The 18932-nt window shown below is 68.4% G+C and carries 21 protein-coding genes; 12 read left to right on the forward strand and 9 right to left on the reverse strand.

Annotation, left to right across the window (positions count from 1 at the left end; translation table 11 throughout):
- Positions 1-195 precede the first annotated feature (195 nt).
- Both aceB and ABZ449_RS01550 read left to right on the forward strand, forming a co-directional pair.
- Positions 196-1875 (forward strand): malate synthase A, encoded by a 1680-nt coding sequence (gene aceB, locus ABZ449_RS01545; RefSeq protein WP_360338234.1) that lies wholly within the window; start codon positions 196-198, stop codon positions 1873-1875.
- 144 nt (positions 1876-2019) lie between these two features.
- Entirely contained in the window at positions 2020-2421 is a 402-nt protein-coding gene (locus tag ABZ449_RS01550) for a gamma-glutamylcyclotransferase (protein ID WP_360338237.1), read from the forward strand.
- A gap of 260 nt (positions 2422-2681) precedes the next feature.
- Here the strand turns inward: ABZ449_RS01550 and ABZ449_RS01555 are convergent, their stop codons facing one another.
- From ABZ449_RS01555 to ABZ449_RS01580, 6 genes are all read right to left on the reverse strand, one after another.
- Positions 2682-4067: an 8-oxoguanine deaminase gene (locus tag ABZ449_RS01555; RefSeq protein WP_360338240.1), complete on the reverse strand. Its 1386-nt coding sequence runs from the start codon at positions 4065-4067 to the stop codon at positions 2682-2684.
- 68 nt (positions 4068-4135) lie between these two features.
- A complete protein-coding gene (locus ABZ449_RS01560) occupies positions 4136-5626 on the reverse strand; it encodes a nucleobase:cation symporter-2 family protein (RefSeq protein ID WP_360338243.1) in 1491 nt (496 codons plus the stop codon).
- 312 nt (positions 5627-5938) lie between these two features.
- Positions 5939-6859, reverse strand: a complete 921-nt coding sequence (gene pucL / locus ABZ449_RS01565; protein ID WP_360338246.1) for a factor-independent urate hydroxylase — start codon at positions 6857-6859, stop codon at positions 5939-5941.
- A 33-nt stretch (positions 6860-6892) separates the two neighbouring features.
- On the reverse strand, positions 6893-7228 hold the full coding sequence (gene uraH, locus ABZ449_RS01570) for a hydroxyisourate hydrolase (RefSeq protein WP_360338249.1): 336 nt from the start codon (positions 7226-7228) through the stop codon (positions 6893-6895).
- A 96-nt stretch (positions 7229-7324) separates the two neighbouring features.
- Entirely contained in the window at positions 7325-7828 is a 504-nt protein-coding gene (uraD, locus tag ABZ449_RS01575; protein ID WP_360338252.1) for a 2-oxo-4-hydroxy-4-carboxy-5-ureidoimidazoline decarboxylase, read from the reverse strand.
- Between the two features lie 418 nt (positions 7829-8246).
- Positions 8247-8867: a site-specific integrase gene (locus ABZ449_RS01580; RefSeq protein WP_360338255.1), complete on the reverse strand. Its 621-nt coding sequence runs from the start codon at positions 8865-8867 to the stop codon at positions 8247-8249.
- Here ABZ449_RS01580 and ABZ449_RS01585 point away from each other — a divergent pair.
- From ABZ449_RS01585 to ABZ449_RS01605, 5 genes are all read left to right on the forward strand, one after another.
- Positions 8856-9086, forward strand: coding sequence for a hypothetical protein (locus ABZ449_RS01585; RefSeq protein WP_360338258.1), 231 nt, complete (start codon positions 8856-8858; stop codon positions 9084-9086). The genes ABZ449_RS01580 and ABZ449_RS01585 overlap by 12 nt on opposite strands.
- Positions 9061-9579: a DUF6879 family protein gene (locus tag ABZ449_RS01590; RefSeq protein ID WP_360338261.1), complete on the forward strand. Its 519-nt coding sequence runs from the start codon at positions 9061-9063 to the stop codon at positions 9577-9579. Before ABZ449_RS01585 ends, ABZ449_RS01590 begins: the two co-directional genes overlap by 26 nt.
- A 16-nt stretch (positions 9580-9595) precedes the next feature.
- The gene (locus tag ABZ449_RS01595) at positions 9596-10444 is read left to right on the forward strand and encodes a helix-turn-helix transcriptional regulator (protein ID WP_360338264.1); all 849 of its coding nucleotides are present in this window, start codon (positions 9596-9598) and stop codon (positions 10442-10444) included.
- A gap of 103 nt (positions 10445-10547) precedes the next feature.
- Complete coding sequence (locus tag ABZ449_RS01600) at positions 10548-10907, forward strand: hypothetical protein (RefSeq protein ID WP_360338267.1); 360 nt, start codon at positions 10548-10550, stop codon at positions 10905-10907.
- Positions 10904-11161 carry a hypothetical protein gene (locus ABZ449_RS01605; protein WP_360338270.1) on the forward strand — a complete coding sequence of 86 codons (258 nt, stop codon included), beginning with the start codon at positions 10904-10906 and terminating at the stop codon, positions 11159-11161. Before ABZ449_RS01600 ends, ABZ449_RS01605 begins: the two co-directional genes overlap by 4 nt.
- A gap of 118 nt (positions 11162-11279) precedes the next feature.
- Here ABZ449_RS01605 and ABZ449_RS01610 read toward each other — a convergent pair whose 3' ends face one another.
- Positions 11280-11690, reverse strand: coding sequence for a hypothetical protein (locus ABZ449_RS01610; RefSeq protein ID WP_360338273.1), 411 nt, complete (start codon positions 11688-11690; stop codon positions 11280-11282).
- 460 nt (positions 11691-12150) lie between these two features.
- Between ABZ449_RS01610 and ABZ449_RS01615 the strand changes: the two genes are divergently transcribed.
- Together ABZ449_RS01615 and ABZ449_RS01620 are read left to right on the forward strand one after the other, a co-directional pair.
- The gene (locus ABZ449_RS01615) at positions 12151-13500 is read left to right on the forward strand and encodes a hypothetical protein (RefSeq protein WP_360338276.1); all 1350 of its coding nucleotides are present in this window, start codon (positions 12151-12153) and stop codon (positions 13498-13500) included.
- Positions 13500-14201 carry a hypothetical protein gene (locus tag ABZ449_RS01620; RefSeq protein ID WP_360338279.1) on the forward strand — a complete coding sequence of 234 codons (702 nt, stop codon included), beginning with the start codon at positions 13500-13502 and terminating at the stop codon, positions 14199-14201. The genes ABZ449_RS01615 and ABZ449_RS01620 overlap by 1 nt, the downstream gene beginning before the upstream one ends.
- A 282-nt stretch (positions 14202-14483) precedes the next feature.
- Here ABZ449_RS01620 and ABZ449_RS01625 read toward each other — a convergent pair whose 3' ends face one another.
- On the reverse strand, positions 14484-14873 hold the full coding sequence (locus ABZ449_RS01625) for a helix-turn-helix domain-containing protein (protein ID WP_360338282.1): 390 nt from the start codon (positions 14871-14873) through the stop codon (positions 14484-14486).
- Positions 14870-15124 (reverse strand): thiamine-binding protein, encoded by a 255-nt coding sequence (locus ABZ449_RS01630; RefSeq protein WP_360338285.1) that lies wholly within the window; start codon positions 15122-15124, stop codon positions 14870-14872. The genes ABZ449_RS01625 and ABZ449_RS01630 overlap by 4 nt, the downstream gene beginning before the upstream one ends.
- A gap of 205 nt (positions 15125-15329) precedes the next feature.
- Between ABZ449_RS01630 and ABZ449_RS01635 the strand changes: the two genes are divergently transcribed.
- The 3 genes from ABZ449_RS01635 (at position 15330) to ABZ449_RS01645 (ending at position 18859) form a co-directional block, all read left to right on the forward strand.
- Positions 15330-16175 carry a TIM barrel protein gene (locus ABZ449_RS01635; protein WP_360338288.1) on the forward strand — a complete coding sequence of 282 codons (846 nt, stop codon included), beginning with the start codon at positions 15330-15332 and terminating at the stop codon, positions 16173-16175.
- A gap of 173 nt (positions 16176-16348) precedes the next feature.
- Positions 16349-17236 carry a 2-hydroxy-3-oxopropionate reductase gene (locus ABZ449_RS01640; RefSeq protein ID WP_360338291.1) on the forward strand — a complete coding sequence of 296 codons (888 nt, stop codon included), beginning with the start codon at positions 16349-16351 and terminating at the stop codon, positions 17234-17236.
- 480 nt (positions 17237-17716) lie between these two features.
- Entirely contained in the window at positions 17717-18859 is a 1143-nt protein-coding gene (locus ABZ449_RS01645; RefSeq protein WP_360338294.1) for a glycerate kinase, read from the forward strand.
- Positions 18860-18932: the final 73 nt, after the last annotated feature.

The raw sequence follows: 18932 nt of genomic DNA on the forward strand, positions 1-18932 counted from the left end.
CCCTTCACTGTCGGGGAGGAGTGGAGTCCCGGCGACCTCTTCAACAAATCGTTGAAATTCTGTATCGCGGAAACTAGTCTCCACTTTACAGAATCGAACTCGCCGACAGGCGCGTTCCGATCGAGGAAGTTCCCCGGGGAGGTTCCTGCCGGAGCTCCCTTCGCCAGGCTCAACCGTCTTAGGAGTGTCCTGCTCATGGCTGCAGATCAGGGGCCCTCCCCCAGCCTCCGGCCGGGGGTACCCCCAACCGCCTTCCCCGCCGCTCCGGTCGTCACTGTCGCCGGTCCGCACGTCCCCCGGGCGGAGGAGGTGCTCACCCCGGAGGCGATCGCCTTCGTCGCCGGGCTCCATCGCGCCTTCGAGGGGCGCCGGCAGGAGCTGCTGGCCAGGCGGAAGACCCGCCGCGCCGAGATCGCCGCCGCCGGAACGCTGGACTTCCTCCCCGGGACGGCCGGGATCCGGGCCGCGGACTGGAAGGTCGCCGAGGCGCCCCGCGCCCTCCAGGACCGCCGGGTCGAGATCACCGGCCCGACCGACCGCAAGATGGTCGTCAACGCGCTCAACTCCGGGGCGCGGATCTGGCTCGCGGACTTCGAGGACGCCACCTCCCCGACCTGGGAGAACGTGGTCGGCGGCCAGGTCAACCTGATCGACGCCTTCGAGGGCCGGATCGACTTCACCAGCACGGCCGGCAAGGCCTACACCCTCAAGCCCGCCGCCGAACTCGCCACGGTCGTCGTCCGCCCGCGCGGCTGGCACCTGGACGAGAACCACCTGCTGGTCGACGGCGCTCCGGTGGCCGGCGCGCTCGTCGACTTCGGCCTCTACTTCTTCCACAACGCCGCCCGGCTGCTGGCCAAGGGCGCCGAGGACCCGAACTCCGGCCCGTACTTCTACCTGCCGAAGACCGAGAGCCACCTCGAGGCCCGGCTGTGGAACGACGTGTTCACCCACGCCCAGGCCGAACTCGGCCTCCCGTACGGCACGATCCGGGCGACCGTGCTGATCGAGACCATCACCGCGGCCTTCGAGATGGACGAGATCCTCTACGAGCTGCGCGACCACGCGGCCGGCCTCAACGCCGGGCGCTGGGACTACCTGTTCTCGATCGTCAAGAACTTCCGCGACGCCGGCGAACACTACATCCTGCCGGACCGCAACAGCGTCACCATGGCCTCGCCGTTCATGGCCGCCTACACCCGGCTGCTCGTGCAGACCTGCCACCGGCGCGGCGCCCACGCGATCGGGGGCATGGCCGCGTTCATCCCGAGCCGCCGCGACCCGGAGGTCAACGCGGCCGCGCTGGAGAAGGTCAAGGCGGACAAGGACCGGGAGGCCGGCAACGGCTTCGACGGTTCCTGGGTCGCCCACCCCGACCTGGTGCCGGTCGCCCGGGCCTCCTTCGACGCGGTCCTCGGCGAGCGGCCCCACCAGAAGGACGACCCCGGCCCGGCCGAGCCGGTCACCGCCGCCCAGCTGCTCGACATCGCGGGCGCCGGCGGCAACTGCACCCGTGCGGGGCTGCACAACGCCGTCCAGGTCGGCATCCGCTACATCGAGGCCTGGCTGCGCGGACTCGGGGCCGTCGCCATCTTCAACATGATGGAGGACGCCGCCACCGCCGAGATCTCCCGCTCGCAGATCTGGCAGTGGATCCACAACGGGGTCGTGCTGTCCGACACCGGCGAGAAGGCCACCGCCGACCTGGTCCGCGCCCTGGTCGCCGCGGAGCTGGCCGAACTCCGCGCCGAGCTGGGCGAAGAGGCCTACGGTGCCGGCCGCTGGCGGGAGGCCGCCCGGCTCTTCGAACAGGTCGCCCTCGCCGAGGAGTTCGTGGACTTCCTGACCCTCCCCGCGCTGCCCCTGCTGGGCTGATCCCCAGTTGCCCGCCGGCGCCACCACCGCCCTCCGTCAGGGCGAGGTACTCCGGCGGCCCACCCCTGCGTTCCGTACGGCGACGCATCCCTCCGTCCTCTCGTCGCCGTGCGGAACGGTCTTTTCCACGTAAGGAGTTCACCCATGGCGCGCATGTTCTTCAACGGCCAGGCGATGGTCGGCGGCCCCTTCCACGCCAAGGTCGCCGACTCGCTGATCGGGCCGGCCCGAACCGCCCCCGGCTACCGCTTCTTCTCCATCGACCACAGCGGCGGGACGGACGTCTGCCCGGGGCTGCTGGCAGACCCGGAGGCGGACACCGCGATCGAGGGCGAGCTCTACGACATTCCCCTGGAGCGGCTGCGGGACGTCATCCTGCCGGGCGAGCCGCGCGAACTGGAGCTGGGCGTGATCGAGTTGGAGGACGGCTCGGCCTGCCTGTCGATGCTGTTGGCCCGCGGCGAGGTCGAGCGCGGTGTGCATCGCGAGATCACCCACCACGGTGGCTGGCGCGCCTACCTCGCGACGATCGGACGCGAGGCCTGACGGGGAACGGGTCGGCGGCGAACAGCGAACTTCGAACAGATTTCAGATAACGGATTTCAGCGAACAGATGACAACTTTCATCATCTGTTCGCTGAAATCCGTCCGCTCACCGCCCCGACTCCCAGGCGCCCCGCCCCCCCAGGCACGCCGCGGCCCCGGACCCTCGCCGTGGATCCGGGGCCGCGGTCCGTACACCCGCCGGGGTGTACGGAGTCCGGGAGCGCACCGTCCCTGGGCGCCCCCGGAGTCCGGGGTGGGCGTCAGACCGGACGGGCCGCCAGCTCGCGGGCGGCGCGGGCGCAGTCGCGCGCGATCCGATCCTCGTCGACGGTGGTCAGGAGCCCCTTCTCGACCACCGCGTTGCCGTTGACGAACAGCACCGACAGCGGCGGCAGCGCCCCGAAGGTGAGCGCGGCGACCGGGTCGGCGATGGACGAGTGCATGATCCCGTCGACCTTCCACAGCGCCAGGTCGGCGAGCTTGCCGGCCTCGATCGAGCCGATCTCGTCCTGCCGGCCGAGCACCCGGGCGCCTCCCATGGTGCCCAGGCGCAGCGCCTGCCGCCCGGTCAGCGCGGTGGGGGAGCCGTGCAACCGGTTGATCAGCAGCGCGTTGCGCAGCTCCGTACCCAGCTCGCCGGACTCGTTGGAGGCGGTGCCGTCGACGCCGAGCCCGACCGGTACGCCGGCCCGGAGCATGTCGGGAACCCGGGCGATCCCGGCCGCCAGGCGGGCGTTGGAGGAGGGGCAGTGGGCGACGCCGGTTCCGGTCTCGGCGAACTTGGCGATGTCGGAGTCGTTCATGTGCACGCAGTGCGCCATCCAGACGTCCTCGCCGAGCCAGCCCACCGACTCGAAGTAGTCGGTCGGCCCCATGCCGAACAGCTCCTTGCAGAACTGTTCCTCCTCGGCCGTCTCCGAGCCGTGGGTGTGCAGCCGGACGCCCTTGCGGCGGGCGAGTTCGGCGGACTGGCGGAGCAGGTCGGTGGAGACGGAGAAGGGCGAGCAGGGCGCCAGGGCGACGTGCAGCATCGAGCCGAAGGAGGAGTCGTGGTACCGGTCCACGGCGGCCTCGGAGGCGGTCAGGATGTCGTCCAGGTCCTCGACCGCGTGGTCCGGCGGCAGTCCGCCGTCCTTCCGGGAGCGGTCCATCGAGCCGCGCAGCGCGGTGAACCGCAGTCCGAGTTCCCGGACGGCCTCGATGGAGGCGCCGAGGACGTCTCCGCCGTCCTTCGGGAAGACGTAGTGGTGGTCGGCGGCGGTGGTGCAGCCGGACTTGAGCAGTGCGGCGGCGGAGCCCTGGCCGGCGGCGTGCACGAGCTTCTCGTCGATGCGCGCCCAGGTCGGGTAGAGCGCGACCAGCCAGTCGAACAGGATGTGGTCCTGGGCCAGGCCGCGGGTGATCCACTGGTAGAAGTGGTGGTGGGTGTTGACCAGGCCCGGGGTGACCAGGTGGCCCTCGCCGTTGATCCGGCGCACCACGTTCTCCAGCCACGCGGGGGCGGGGCCGTCGCCCACCGCCTCGATGGTGTTGCCGAGGATGACCACGTGGCCGCGGGCGTACTCGGTGTCGTTCGCGTCCACGGTGGCGATCGCGACGTTCTCGATCACGATCCGCCGGTCGGCGGGCGGGGGCTGGACTGCCATGGTGTGACTCCTAGGGGGAGGGCCGGGTGGGGCGCGCACCGCATGGCGCACGCCCCGTCCCGCGCTGGTCAGGACGGTGTCACCGTCGGAACGGTCGGAACGGTCGGAACCGCCGGAACCGTCGCGCCGGGGGCCTGGCCGGACCCGGACCGGCGGGCGGCCCCGACATGGTGGAAGAGCAGGTTGAGCAGGACGGCCAACACGCAGCCGGCCGAGATTCCCGAGTGCATCAGGGTCCGGACGGCCTCCGGGAAGGAGTCGTAGAACGTCGGTACGGCGATCGGGACGATGCCGACACCGAGCGAGACCGACACCAGGATGGTGTGCGAGCTGGACTCCATGCCGGCCTCCGCGAGGGTGCGGATGCCGCTGGCCGCGACCGTGCCGAAGAGCACGATCCCGGCGCCGCCGAGGACGGGCTGAGGAACCACGGAGACGACCGAGCCCAGCACGGGGAAGAGCCCCAGCAGGACCAGGATGCCTCCGCCGGCCGCGACCACGAAGCGGCTGCGGATCCGCGTCAGCGCCACCAGCCCGATGTTCTGGGCGAAGGCACTGGCGGCGAAGCCGTTGAAGACCGGACTGAGCGCGGTGGCCAGGCCGTCGGCCCGCAGGCCGGCGGCGAGGGTGGGTTCGTCCGCCTCGCGGTCGACGATCTTGCCGAGGGCGAGCATGTCGGCGGTGGACTCGGTCATCGAGACCACCATGACGATGCACATCGAGACGATCGCGGCGGCGTCGAACACGGGCGCGCCGAAGTGGAACGGGGAGGGGAGCGCGAAGACCTTCGCGTCCTGGACCGCGCCGAAGTCGGCCAGCCCCAGCGGGAAGGCGATCAGGGTGCCGAGCGCCAGACCGATGAGCAGGGACAGCTGCTGCCAGAAGCCGCGCAGCAGCCGGTTGCAGAGCACCACCGCGACGAGGGTGATCGCGGCGAGGCCGATGGCCCGTGTGGAACCGTACCCGGGGGCGCCCGGCGAGCCGCCGCGCGCCCAGTTGACCGCCACCGGAAGCAGGGACACCCCGATGAGGGTGATCACGGTGCCCTGGACGACCGGGGGGAAGAACCGGATGAGCTTGCAGAAGTACGGCGCCGCGAGGAAGCACAGCAGCCCCGCGACGATCACCGCTCCGAAGATCACGGGAAGGGCGTCCTTCGGGCCGTGCTCCTTGGCGATGGCGATCATGGGCGCGACCCCCGCGAAGGAGACGCCGTTCACGAACGGCAGTCGCGCGCCGATCCTCCAGATGCCGAGCGTCTGGAGGAGGGTGGCCAGTCCGGCGGTGAACAGGCTGGCCGAGATGAGCAGGGCGAGTTCGGCGGGCGAGAGCCCGACGCCGGCGCCGACGATGAGCGGGGGTGCGACGACTCCCGCGTACATCGCGGCGACGTGCTGGAGTCCGGTGGAGAACAGCTTCACCGGGGGCAGCAACTCGTCCACGGGGTGGGTTCCGGGCCGGGCCGACTCGCCGGGGAGGTGGGCCGACGCGCCGTCCGGGTCGTGCGTTCTTGCCGGGGTGGATCCGCCGTCTGTACTGCTGGTGCTGCTGGGTGCCATGTCGAGCCCCTCTTGTGCCCGTGGCTCCCGGCGCGCCCGTGGCGCTGGAGTGCGGCTGGTGCCGGTGTGACCGAGGGCGGGACGGCGGTGCAAGGATCCCTCGGCCGGTCCCTCCAGTGCCCCGGGCCGGCCGCCGCGAGGCAGACACGAACTCCGGTGGGTGGGGGTGGGATGGAGAAACCGCTGGAGCGGGTGGATCGGGTGGAGCGGATGGAAGCAGCGGAGCGGGCGGAGCGGCCCGCCCGGACCCGACCGGCCCACGGGGGCCGGAGGGTGCGGCGATTCCGGACGGCGTCCACCTGGTGGGGGAGGTCAGGCGACCGGGATGACCGGGACGACGCCCTCGCGGTGCACGGTGCCCTCGATCAGGCCGTACATGCGGTCCGCGGCGAAGTAGACCTCGTTCTCGTTCTTGAGGCCGAACGGTTCCAGGTCGACCAGGAAGTGGTGCTTGTTCGGCAGTTCGAGGCGGACCTCGTCCACCTCGGCGCGGTTGTCGAGGACCCGGGTGCCCATCGCGTGCAGGGTCTGCTGCAGCGAGTAGGAGTAGGTCTCCGCGAACGCCTCCAGCAGGTGCCGCTTCACCTGGGTGTAGGAGCGGTTCCAGTCGGGCTGGGCCTCGCCGTCCCGCCCGCCGTAGCCGAACCTCCAGCGGGCGGTGACCTGGGTGGCGAGGATGCGGTCGTACGCCTCCTGGAGGGTGGTGTAGCCGTCCTTGATGTAGCCCCAGAACTCCGAGTCGGTGGAGTTCAGGACGACGAGGTCCTTCAGGCCGGAGACGACCTGGACGGACTGCCCGTCGTAGACGATCTCGCTGGTGCGGATCTCCTGGCCCTTGCGGACGAAGGAGTGGCCCACCTCCTCCGAACCGATGAAGCGGGCCGAGCTGTCCGGCGTCCGGATCCGCTCCCAGGCGTACTCCTCGATCCGGATCCGGGCGCTGTGCACGACACCGCGCTCGGTGTCGTCGACGAAGTGGCGCGCCAGGAGGATGCCGAAGGCCTCGGCCGACTCGATGCCGTACTGCTTGGCGAAGGCGTAGACGGTGTTCTTGGTGGTGTCGGTGGGGAGGCAGTTGGCGTTCGACCCGGTGAGGTGGACGTCCTCGAACTCGCCGCGGAGCGAGACCGAGACGTTCAGGTCCTTGATCTCGTGCCGGGCGGAGTCGCGGTGGATCCGGACGATGCGGTTCTCCGCCTTGCCGTACTGGTTCTGGCCGAGCACGTGGGCCATGACGTGGCTCCTAAGCTTTTCAAGGTCGGTCCCCTAGCTTCCGCGGTAGACCGAGTATCCGAACGGGTTGAGCAGCAACGGCACGTGGTAGTGGTGCTGTTCGGGCGCGACCGTGAAGACGATCGAGACCTCGGGGAAGAACGGCGGCTCGGCGGAATCGAGCGCGTGGTACGCGCCGGTGCCGAAGAGCAGTCGGACGACCGAGCCCGCCTCCACGGCCGGCAGGTCCTTGACCCGGCCGTCGGAGTCCGTGGCGGAGGTGCCGAGCACCTGCCAGCCACCCTCGGTGCGCAGTGCGAGCTCGACCGGGACGCCCTCGGCCGGCCGGCCGAGGCTGGTGTCGAGCACGTGGGTGGAGATGCCAGTCATGGGTGAAGTGACCTTACTGATGGCGGAAATGATGATGCGTCAGTTATCTCGATGGAAGTCCGGCGAAGTCGGTGCGAGACGGGATGTGACGGAGCGTCAGCTGGTGTCGAGCAGCCGGTCGAGCCGGATGTCGTTGATCTTGCGCAGCTCCTCGCGGACGATCTCCGCCTCGGTGGCGGCGTCGTTGGGGTGGCGCTCGCGCAGGGCGGCGAGCATGCCGACCGCGGTGCGGCCGGTCGCGCAGATCAGGAACACGTGGCCGAACTTGGCCTCGTAGGCGGCGTTGGCCTCGTGCAGTTCGTCGAGGACCGCCTGGTCCACGCCCTGGATTCCGGCCTGTTCGCGCTCGGAGGTGGCGTCGCCGGCCATGGGCTTGCCGATCCGGGCGTGTCCGGCCATCGCGTCGCGCAGGTCCTCGGCGGTCAGCGACGCCATGGCCGACGCGTTGGCGGCGAGCAGGGCCTCGCGGTCGGACCAGGGCTTCGCCGCGGCGACCGCGGCGGCCCAACGGGGGCTGGAGCACACCTCGAGCAGGATCTCTTCCAGCTTCGCGGCGTCGGCCGCGGCGAGGGCGTCAAGGGTGTGGGGGTGGTTGGTCACGAGTGGACCTCCTGAAGAGTGGTGCCACCCGGAAAAGCTAGATCGGCCCCACCCGGCCGTCAACACTTTGTTGAACGGTTGGTGGTTACGTTTTGAACCGGGCCCCGATGTCGGGCCCTTCCGTGTGCGATTCGCCAAGTGTGCCCCGCCGCAGGCCGATCCACTCCTGCCGTGTCGGCGGGGTCACCCGTTCGGAAGCCCCCGGGGCAGGGGGTCGCGCGTGCCCCGGAGGACGTCGAACCGGGGCGTCAGGACGACTTCGCACCGTCCTGGCGGTTCAGGTAGTTTGAGCCGCACCCGCAAGGCGTCGGTCCATCCTGTCCAGCCAGTCCGGGAAACGTCCAGGTCAGCGGCCTGGGCCCGGAACGATCCTCACCAGTCTGTGAGACATGTGTGAGACGGCCGGACCACCAACCGATCACCCGAGCAGGCGATCAAAGGCCGCGGCCGCGACGCGCAGATGTTCCGGGTCGATCGTGACATAGACCCGCTTGGTGAAGGCGGCGTTGGTGTGACCGGCCCAGGCAGCAAGGACCGTGTCCGGGATCCCGCTGGTCGCCAGAAACGTCAGGGCACTGTGACGGGCGTCATAGGGGCGAACCTTGCGGGCGTTGACCTTCCGCATGAGCCGGTAGGTCTGGTAGCGCAGTCGCTCCGAGGTGAACGGTCGGCCCCACTTGTCCACCAGGACGTAGCTCGAGTCCTGAGACGCCTCCCCTGCCCGCAGCTTCTCCGCCGCCTGGCGAGTGTGGAACGAGCGCAGCGCGACCAGCACCGGCGCCGGCAGGGGCAGTACTCGCTCACCAGCCCGGGTCTTCGCCGGCTTCTCGTCGATCTGCGTTCCGACCAGCGTGCGCGTCCACTCGATCCGCAGCGTCCCCGCGGTGAAGTCCACCGCCGTCCACTTCAAACCACAGACCTCGGCAGGCCGAAGCCCAAGCAAGCTCGAGCAAGTTAGGTGTGCTGGAGTGACGGATAGTGCAAGCTCGATCACAGTGATCGACAGCCACGAGAACGGGAGGGCGCCATGGCACTGCACAAGTTGGGCAAGGATCCCGAGTCGCCGGTGAACAACTCGCCGACCCTGTACTACGACGACGAGACGGACAACTACCTCATCCAGGGTTGGAAGGTGCTGGATGGGAAACGGCGTTCCCAGCTGGACCTGCCCGACCACGAGGACGTGGTCGAGTTCCCCAAGCGCATGATGCAGTTCTTCCCGGAGGTGAGCGGTGGCACTGGACCCGACCAGGTTTGATGAACTGCTGAAGCTCGCCAAGCACTCGGCTGTGCACCTGGAGATGCGGGACGGGTACATGCGCTCCGACCCGGCCTTCATCCAGTGGCAGGCAGGGGAGGTGCTCGACCCCGCGGCCTTGTGGCCGCAGTGGTACGAGCTGGTTGGAGAAGCGGTGTCCCGGGGTGTGGTGGTCCGCCGGGCGCGCATTGTCTCTGAACCCCTCAGTGACTACGTGCAGTTCGAGCATGCCATCACCGAGGGGCTCAACCTCGCGGCAGGGGAAGACGTCCGCTGGCTCTCCCGCCGGCAGGCAACGGATCTGGCGTTGCCTGGCAATGACTTCTGGTTGTTCGACGGCAAGCTTGTCCTGGTGAACCACTTCGACGGCGACGGTGAACCCACGGCGCCGGAGTTGGTCGATGATCCGGCCGTTACGGAGCTGTGTGCCACCGCCTTTGCGGCGGTCTGGGAACGAGGCGTACCCCACGCCACGTACACACCGGCACGGTAAGGGCGCCTACGGACCCGTGTCGTCGCAGTACTCCAACACCGAGCAAGCACGGCGGGACCTCGGCCAGCGGTTACGTGAGCTCCGCAAAGACGCGGGCCTCACCGCACGAGCGATGGCCGAGGCCGTCGGGTGGCACGAGTCAAAGTGCTCCAAGCTCCAGAGCGGCCGGACGGTCCCCTCCGACGAGGACATCAGGACCTGGGCCCAACTCTGCGGTGTTCCGGAGGAAGCGGACGACCTGATCGCCACGGTCCGTGCCACGGAGGGTGCCTATATCGAGTGGCGACGCATCGAGCGGGCAGGGCTCAAGCGGGCCCAAGAAGCCGCAACGCCGATCTTCGACCGCACCTCGCGATTTCGCTCGTACTCCTCCTGGCTCATCCCCGGGCATCTGCAAACCGCGGACTATACCCGGGCCGTTCTCCTGGGGACAGCGACGCGACGGGGTCTCTCCCAGGACGTGGAAGAAGCAGTGGCCGTGCGCATGCAGCGCCAGCACGTCCTAAACGAGCGAGGCCGGCTATTCGCCGTGCTGCTTGAGGAGTCGGTCCTCTACAAGCTCATCGGTGGGCCTGAGGTCATGGTCGGACAGCTCGGCCAGCTGGTCACCGCCGGCTCACTCCCCGCGGTCAGCCTGGGCATCATCCCCGACACCGCGGACCGCAGCGGTATCCATCCGGTCGAAGACTTCTGGATCTTCGATGACACGCAGGTCAACGTGGAACTGGTAGCCGCCTGGCTCACCGTCACCCAGCCCGGCGAGATCGCTGAATATGCCCGCACCTTCGCCGAGTTGGCGAGCCTCGCAGTGTACGGGGCAAGCGCTCGGCTGCTCATCACCAAGGCGATCAACGCACTCGGGTGAACCGCGAGCAAGTTGAAGCAAGTTCGTTGAAGCGTCCTACGGCCTGCTCCTACCGTCCAAACGGAAGAGGCAGTGCTGTTTCAAGCCAAGGGACAGGCAGCAAATGACCGAGCTTGAGAATGAAGCGGAGATCCGGCGTGCCCGGCACCAGGAAGCCGAGACAGCGGCCGACGCGCTCCGGACAGCACTGCGGGTGAACCACTTGCCCACCCTGCCGGCGTTGGAAGCGGCACCCGCGGTCGAAGGCCTCCGGGAGGGTGGCTACGTGTACCTGGGCGGGTGCAACGCCAGAACCGCCCAGGCCATCGCGGACGCGCTGCTGCTTCTTGCGCGCTGGACGGGTCGGGTGATCCCCAGCGAGGCCGACGTCCGACTGACCCGCACGGTGTTGGACGAGATCGGGCTCACCGTCCAGACGCCGGCTGAACTGCCGACCCGATACCCCAAGGAGCTACGCGCATGAGCGAGGCCGCGCACGAGCAGGACGCCGCGTTGTTGGTTGTCCCAAAGCAGTCCGCACAGGGGGTGCCCAAGACAGGTCAGGAGGTGGCGCTCGTCAAGACGGGTGAGCTGGTGCGGATCATGTCCGTACACAGCTTCGGCATCTTCGTGAGGCCGCTGCGAGGTGGTCGGGAGCAGATCAAGCGACTCCGCGACCTGGTGCCCCCGGACAATGCTCCCGGCGGGTTCAACCAATGGCAGGCCAGCCGCGGGTAGCCGCACGCCCGGCAGGCTCGAAGCCCTGGAAGCTTTGGCCGGTGTCCTGGACGCGGTTGGGGAGCGGGGAGGCCGTACGCTCGCCGGCACATCGGGCAGCTGCCGCTTGGGAGACTCCCTAGCGTATGACTCTAAGGCCCGTGAAGGTGCCGTCTATTGGGATGCCAGGGGTTTCGACCTCCGGCTCGGGGTTCCAAATGGTGCGCTTCTTCCCGGAATTTCTTATGAGGTCGTTAATCCCGTCTATCCTCTCTTGCGTCATTTCCCCATCGGGATCGGGGGCAATGAGACGCTTAACCGTCCCAGAGGTTTGGGCGAGCCCTCCTGGTGAATTAATGCCACGAGACTCTGCATTCGTCTCCGAAAGCTGTTCAGCAAGTCGCCGAGGAGTATCCTCATGTAGCTCAGGCGTATTGCCTGACGTATTAAACACCACAACGGTCACCTTCAACGATAGGTGAATTTCCTTACCGCTCTCTCCTGGCTTGTCGCGGCGCTTGCGACGACCGCTTCCATTTCGCTCTTTCATGGGCACCCAGTGTGGGCGGCTACATTATAAATCCTGAGTCCGCGGGTTGCAAGAGGAAGAAATTGAAGCAATCCTTGCGGGCATAACCCATCAAGGTGAATCTTGCACTCGGTTGGCCTCCGGATCCCCCTGCAAGTATTGCGAGAGACTCTAGAGAGTGATGGCCTGCGAGAGTGGTCAAAGCTGCCGAGCGGTTAGAGATTTGACAATGTGTCCTGAACCTGAAGTGATCCGACTTGAACGAGAAGAACAGGAAGATCTGGCTATTGCCCTGCTCGCAAGCCGATCCTGGCGAGTCAGGGCAGTCGAGCGGATCGACCTGACTAGCGCCAGTTGGGCGGACCGAAAGCGGTCACTTCATGTTGGGCCGTTAGGAGACTACTTTCATAAACAGGGTCATGATCGGTTCGCGCGCCGACCGGGGGAGGAGACGCCGCGACAAGCCAGCATGTTGTTGCCAGTGGGCAACTTTTCAAAGGGAAACCTCCTGGACTTCAGTGTCACCGTTAACGAGAAGCCAGCCTATCTGCTGCCACGTACAGAGCACGCAAAGATCTACGCAAAGTTCCTCAAGGTTCAGGCATCAGAGGCTAGTCTCTCGCTGGATTCCGATCTCAAGCAGTTTCTTGAATGGATCTTCGCGTTTACGAATGCCGACTGGCAGCGTGTGTGGGGGGACGCGCGCCGGAGTCGATATTCCTCGGCCGAAGAGCGGGACGAGATGGTCCTTCGATACTTATTGGAACAAGGGATTAAGCGATACACGCCTGGCGTGCCAAGCAGCGATGACGTTCGCGACTGGTCGGTAAGAATTGCTCCTATCCGAGATATCGTTTCCTATAGCGTTGGTGCAAACATTGACAGTGCGTCACAGAACCCGCTGTTAGCACTGCCCAAGGTGCCCTTCGCGAGTGGTGTCGATGAAGGAGATATTGCCGATCTACTTGATCGGCTAGTAAAGCTGGTGAAAGACGCGGACCAGCTCTCGCTGAGTAAAACGCCGGCGGGTGAAGCCGCCAAGAGACTAGTCGCGGCATACGCGGGCTACGGATCGTACTGGGATGCCCTGGTTGAATGTGACGCCCCTCTTGATGAGCCGTTTATGATCAAGACACAGGAAAAGCGGGGTCTTCATCTGGCCGAGCCGGGAGAGACTGTTCAGAACGGGCTCGTCCGAGGCAGCAACTGGGCATGGCGAAAAGCATCAAGCCAGCTCGTTGTGGTGGGCGACGCAAAGTCGAACCACGTCAACGTCCGAGTGGCAGACCCAAACGTCGAGCTCTACGCGAAAGGGGTAAGAATCCTCAATGAGCGGTACGAGAAGCACGATCGGGGACCTGACTTTCAGACCGCTACTCCTGAGCTCTTGTCCTTCTATTATTCAGCCCAAAGGGAAGGCGGGCGGCCCCATCGAGTCTGGTTGAATCTTCCCCTGAGAACAAGCTTGTCGGGCTCGACCAGCCGATGGGTCATCCTGCTGATGACTAGCACAGCACTGGTCGCCTTCGCTTCATTTCTATTCCATTGGTTTAATGCGGGTGTCAACCGGACAATAGGGGCGGGAGATGTAGCCGTGATCCTTGTCCCGTCCGCAATCGCGGCCTCGCTTCTGCTGGTAAGAGAGTCATCGACGTTGAATGCTGAGATTACGAAGCGGTGGACGGTGGTTACCGGCTTCATCCTCCTCGCCTTATGGGTCTTTACCATGCTCATGTATGGAGCGAACAAAGTTGACTGGGGTGGGGGCAATAAAATGAGAAGCAGTATGCCTCTGGTCGAATTGGTGGCGGTAGAACGGGTGGTCAGGTAATGGCAGCACCTCACGGACCAACAGATCAACAGCAAAGAAACGCGCGGCTCGACCGATTCCTTTCCCGTGCCGCATTGCTGCTGATTGCTATCTTCCTGGTCATTGTCGGTGTGGGTGCAATCGTCGGCCTGTCCGAGGACTTCGGAGTGGCTGCCGTCGACAACTATCCTCAACTGTATATTGCGACTGCGCTTCTGATGGCAATTGCCGTGGGGCTCGCGATCTGGTCACTGTTTCAGAACGGCGAGAGCAGCGGTAATAGGAACAAGGCCTGGCTTCTCGTTGGGTCTACCGCGGCGTTTGCGATAGGCGTCTTGCTGGTCACGTTCAGTGTCCACCTTGGTGCGACTGGCGGAGGACGACCCAATCTTAGCGACGTATCCGTCAGGCCAAATTCTCTCGTGGAGGTGAGCTTCCACGTGCACGCCGATGGTGTGAAAAACGGCAAGATGATCATTGCTGAAGTTGGCGCATATAGAGACAAGATCCCAGTTGGAAACGATCTAGCCTATCGAGCCGTGCTGCGACCAAACGAGGCAGGCAAGGTCGACGGCACGGTTTCCTTCTCATTGAAGCCAAACGGTGCCAATCGATTGACGATCAGGGCCCGTCCCGATCACGGCACGGCAGACGGGGCGGACTGTGATCCGAGCCAAGCGCAGGAAAAGCTCACGTGTGCGACGGTTCTGTTGCCGGAGTAGATATCGATTGAGGTCAGCGTTCGGTTGGGCTCCTAGTACAGTGACCACCTGTGGGGCGCGGGTGCTGCCCAAGAGTCGACCGCTTGCCTGGCCCCGCGCCTCACCAATGCCCCCTGTGGGGGCACCACGCTCCACTAAGCGGCGCTTCGCGCCTTGATGATCACGGGGTCATTGCGGCCGACGAGGCCCTTCCTGGACTCCTGATGGCCTCAGGGCAGGTCTGTGAGAAAACGTGAGAGAACCGGCCCGCCTGGTGGCACCGGCTCGCTCAACTTGTGCGGTTCATTTGGATGTTGTGCCAGTGGATCCGTCTTGCCGGTTCAGGTAGTTGTACACGGTGAAGCGGCTGACGCCCAGGGCGGAGGCGACGGTCTCCACGCCGTGGCGAACGGTGAAGGCGCCGCGCTCCTCCAGCAGGGCGACGACCCGCTGCTTCTCCAGTCGGTCGAGCTCGGCCAGTGGGCGGCCGTCGAACTGGCGGGTCATCTCGGTGAGCATCCGGTCCAGCGCGCTGCTCAGGTGCGGCAGCCGGACGGCCAGGGCCGGGGTGCCCTCCCACTCCAGGACCACGTCGTCGGGCTTCGCCTCGTCCAGCGGGACGGGCGTCGCGCCGACCGCGGCCAGCAGCGGCTTCACCGCCGCGGCGAGCGGGTGTTCCACGTTCCCGGTCACGGCGTACCGTCCTCCTCGCCCAGAACGCTGACCTGGACCGAGATCCGGGTCGCCCCGGCGTCCAGGGTCTCCCTGAGCAGCTTGGTCACCGCGGCGAGGACCTGTTCGGCCCCGCCTTCGGCGCCGGTGCCGAAGGGGCCGACCGACACGGCCAGGCCGGCCTCGTCGACGACCTTGCGGGCCGCCGAGGCGTGCTCCGGGAACGTGTCCAGTTCGAACGGTTCTGTCGTGAACTCCACCATCAATCGCACGAGGTCACTGTAGCGAGCGGGGGTGCGGGCGGGCAGGGGTCGGGTGATCGAACAGTCCGGCCCCGGGGGTGGGGCGCCCATGAGTCGGCTTCAACAAAATGTTGCGACTCCCTTGACACTCGCTCCGCGGGCCGGAGATGCTTCCACCACACAGAATCCCTATTCCGGATCGTGGAAGTTGCGGATGGCGGAAGAGAGATGAGAGGTGAGCGACGTGACGGCGGCCGCCCAGCACGGCTTCACGGTCAACCTGTCGATCCTGTTCGGCGAACTGCCGCTCCTGGAGCGCCCCGCCGCGGCCGCCGCGGCCGGCTTCACGGCCGCCGAACTGTGGTGGCCCTTCGGAGCGGAACACGGCCCCTCGCAGGCCGAACTGGACGCGCTGCGCAAGGCGTTCACCGACGCCGGCGTACGGCTCAGCGGCCTGAACCTCCTGGACGACCTGAGCCGGGGCGCCCGCGGAACCGTCTCGGTGCCCTCCGAGCGGGACCGCTTCCGCGCCAACGTCCCGGTCGCCGCGGAACTCGCCGCCTCGCTCGGCGCCACCGCGCTCAACGCGCTGTACGGCAACCGGATCCCGGGCGTCGACCCGGCCGAGCAGGACGCGCTCGCGCTGGAGCACCTGGCGCTCGCCGCGCGGGCCGCCCACGGGATCGGCGCGATCCTGCTGATCGAGGCCTTGAACAAGGCCGAGTCGCCGGACTACCCGCTGGTCTCGGCCGCCGCCGCGGTCGAGGTGGTCGACAAGGTCAACGCCGCCACCGGCCTGGGGAACGCCAGGTTCCTCTGCGACCTGTACCACCTGGCCAGGAACGGCGAGGACCCGGCGACGGTCATCGCCACGTACGCCGACCGCATCGGCCACGTGCAGATCGCCGACAACCCGGGCCGCAACGAGCCCGGCACCGGAGACCTGGACTTCGAGGACCTGTTCGCCAGGCTCACGGCCGCGGGCTACACCGGCTCGATCGGCCTGGAGTACCGCCCCTCCACCGGCGTCAGCGCGGACAGCTTCGCGTGGCTGCCGCGCGAGCTGCGCGCCGCCCGGTGACGGAGCCGCTCGGCGGAACCGCTGAGCGCCGCCGCTGAGTGCCGCCGACCGGGACACCGCCGCGGTCGTGCCGCTGCCGTGGTGCCGCTGAGCCGCGTCGCCGACCTCTGCCGTGCCGCGCTGCGCCGCCGACCACCCGACCTCCCGCCCGCACACGTAAGGAACTCGACGCTATGAGCCGCAAGATCGCCTTTATCGGCCTCGGCATCATGGGCAGCCCGATGGCCGCCAACCTGGTCAAGGCCGGCCACCACGTCACCGGCTTCAACCTCACCCGGCCGCCGATCGACGCCCTGGTCGCGGTCGGCGGCCACGGTGCCACCTGCATCGCGGACGCGGTACGGGAGGCCGAGGTGGTCATCACCATGGTCCCGGCCGACCCGCAGGTCGAGCGGGTCCTCCTGGGAGAGGGCGGAGTGCTGGAGAACGCCGCGCCCGGCACCCTGGTGATCGACATGTCCTCGATCACCCCGCAGACCTCGATCAAGGTCGAGGCCGCCGCCAAGGAGAAGGGCGTCCGCACCCTGGACGCCCCGGTCTCCGGCGGCGAGGCCGGTGCCGTCGAGGCCGTCCTGTCGATCATGGTCGGCGGCGCCGCCGAGGACTTCGCCGAGGCCAGGCCCCTGTTCGACGCGCTGGGCACCACGGTCGTCCACGTCGGCCCGTCCGGCGCCGGCCAGACCGTCAAGGCCGCCAACCAGCTGATCGTCGCGGCCAACATCCAGGTGCTCGCCGAGGCCGTCGTGTTCCTGGAGAACGCCGGCGTCGACCTCGCGGCCGCGCTGGACGTGCTCGGCGGCGGCCTGGCCGGCTCCACGGTGCTCAACCGCAAGAAGGCGAACATGCTGGACCGCGAGTTCGCCCCCGGTTTCCGGATCGACCTGCACCACAAGGACATGGGCATCGTCACCGACGCCGCCCGCGCCGTGGGCGCCGCGCTGCCGGTCGGCGCCGTGGTGGCTCAGCTGGTCGCCTCCGCCCGGGCCAACGGCGACGGTTCGCTCGACCACTCGGCGCTCCTGCGTGGCGTCGAGCGGCTCTCCGGGCGCGAGGTCGCGTAACCCACCCGGGGGTTCCCTCGCGGAGCCCCCGGCCCAAGCTCCTCCTGGCGGCGTGTACCCATTCCGGTCGTGCCCGCGCCGCCAGGAGGACTGGTCCGACCGGCGTGCGGGCCGGGGCTCATCCGCCCGCCCGTCGGTCGATCCAAGCCGGTGACGCGTACGTCCCCCAGGGGCACTTCGGTCGTGCCCGGTACGCGTCGCCCGGCCTCCTCCCCGCCGAGGGGAGTCCCCCGTGGGCCGGAAGCGGGACGGGGGAGCGGGCGGGGAGGGGGCGCACCCCTGCGGGCCACCTCGGTCGGCTCCCCTTCGGACCCGAAGCGTCCCGGCCACCCGGCCCGTCCCGGCCACCCGGCCCGTCCCGGCCACCCAGCCGATCCCGGCCGCCCCGGCCCAGGCGCTGGCCCCCCGGTGCGCCCGGGCCCATGCTGGACGCACATCGCAGAACCACCGCCAGACCCGTACGGAAGCGAGGACCGCGCCATGCCCCCCATCCCCCACCAGGGCCATGTGGTCGTCGCCCCCGACAAGTTCAAGGGCAGCCTGGAGGGCTCCGAGGTGGCGGCCCGGATCGCCGCCGGCATCCGGCGTGCCGCGCCCGGTACCGAGGTGCGCGAACTGCCCGTCGCCGACGGCGGGGAGGGCACCCTGGCCGCCGCGCTCGCGGCCGGCTTCAGCCGGGTCCCGGCCAAGGTGGCCGGTCCGACGGGCCTGCCGGTGGACGCCGCGCTGGCCGTCCGGGACGACACCGCCGTGGTCGAGCTGGCGCAGGCCTCCGGCCTCGCCCGGCTGCCCGGCGGCCGCGCCGCACCGCTCGCGGCCGGGTCCTACGGGGTCGGCCAGCTGATCGCCAAGGCGGTGTCGCTCGGCGTCGGGCGGATCGTGCTCGGCCTGGGCGGCAGTGCCGGTACGGACGGCGGCGCCGGCATGGTGCAGGCACTCGGGGTGCGGCTGCGCGACGCCGCCGGCGCCGAACTCCCGCCCGGTGGAGCCGCGTTGCGCGGGCTCGCGGAGATCGACCTCGGCCCGCTGGCCGAGGCGCTGGGCGGGGTCGAGGTCGTGGTGGCCTGCGACGTGGACAACCCGCTGCTCGGCCCGCGTGGCGCCGCGGCCGTCTACGGCCCGCAGAAGGGCGCCGACGGTGCGGACCTGGTGGTCCTGGAGGCGGGGCTGACCCGGTTCGCCGACCTGGTCGCCGAGGCCACCGGGCGGGACGTCCGGGAGGCGCCGGGCGCCGGCGCCGCGGGTGGGGTGGGCTTCGCCGCCCTGGCCCTGCTCGGCGCCACCATGCGACCCGGCATCGAGCTGCTGCTCGACCTGCTGGGCTTCGACGGGGCCGTGCGAGGGGCACGCCTCGTCGTGACCGGCGAGGGCTGCCTGGACGCGCAGACGCTCCACGGCAAGGCCCCCGCCGGGGTCGCCGCGGCGGCCGCCCGGGCGGGGGTTCGGGTGGCCGCCGTGGCGGGTCGGCTGGAGCTCTCCGAGCCCGAGTGGCGGGCCGCCGGCTTCACCGCCGCGATGGCCCTGACCGACCTGGCCGAGCGGCCGGGGGAGAGCATGACCCGGGCCGGCGAGCTGGCCGAACTCGCGGGCGAGAAGCTGGCCGTCGAGCTGCTGTCGGGCTGAGCCCTCGTGCGTTCATCCATTGACGTTTTGTTGAAGCCGGGCCTAGGCTCCCCGCAATCCTTCGCCTCCACCC

Origin of the sequence: Kitasatospora sp. NPDC005856 (assembly GCF_040629945.1) — a bacterium.
Classification (GTDB): domain Bacteria; phylum Actinomycetota; class Actinomycetes; order Streptomycetales; family Streptomycetaceae; genus Kitasatospora.

What these genes read in the sequence shown, in the direction of transcription:
- aceB (WP_360338234.1), top strand. Translation starts at nt 196, where the DNA reads ATGGCTGCAGATCAGGGGCCCTCCCCCAGCCTCCGGCCGGGGGTACCC.
- ABZ449_RS01550 (WP_360338237.1), top strand. Translation starts at nt 2,020, where the DNA reads ATGGCGCGCATGTTCTTCAACGGCCAGGCGATGGTCGGCGGCCCCTTC.
- ABZ449_RS01555 (WP_360338240.1), bottom strand. Translation starts at nt 4,067, where the DNA reads ATGGCAGTCCAGCCCCCGCCCGCCGACCGGCGGATCGTGATCGAGAAC.
- ABZ449_RS01560 (WP_360338243.1), bottom strand. Translation starts at nt 5,626, where the DNA reads ATGGCACCCAGCAGCACCAGCAGTACAGACGGCGGATCCACCCCGGCA.
- pucL (WP_360338246.1), bottom strand. Translation starts at nt 6,859, where the DNA reads ATGGCCCACGTGCTCGGCCAGAACCAGTACGGCAAGGCGGAGAACCGC.
- uraH (WP_360338249.1), bottom strand. Translation starts at nt 7,228, where the DNA reads ATGACTGGCATCTCCACCCACGTGCTCGACACCAGCCTCGGCCGGCCG.
- ABZ449_RS01585 (WP_360338258.1), top strand. Translation starts at nt 8,856, where the DNA reads ATGGCACTGCACAAGTTGGGCAAGGATCCCGAGTCGCCGGTGAACAAC.
- ABZ449_RS01600 (WP_360338267.1), top strand. Translation starts at nt 10,548, where the DNA reads ATGACCGAGCTTGAGAATGAAGCGGAGATCCGGCGTGCCCGGCACCAG.
- ABZ449_RS01605 (WP_360338270.1), top strand. Translation starts at nt 10,904, where the DNA reads ATGAGCGAGGCCGCGCACGAGCAGGACGCCGCGTTGTTGGTTGTCCCA.
- ABZ449_RS01610 (WP_360338273.1), bottom strand. Translation starts at nt 11,690, where the DNA reads ATGAAAGAGCGAAATGGAAGCGGTCGTCGCAAGCGCCGCGACAAGCCA.
- ABZ449_RS01620 (WP_360338279.1), top strand. Translation starts at nt 13,500, where the DNA reads ATGGCAGCACCTCACGGACCAACAGATCAACAGCAAAGAAACGCGCGG.
- ABZ449_RS01640 (WP_360338291.1), top strand. Translation starts at nt 16,349, where the DNA reads ATGAGCCGCAAGATCGCCTTTATCGGCCTCGGCATCATGGGCAGCCCG.
- ABZ449_RS01645 (WP_360338294.1), top strand. Translation starts at nt 17,717, where the DNA reads ATGCCCCCCATCCCCCACCAGGGCCATGTGGTCGTCGCCCCCGACAAG.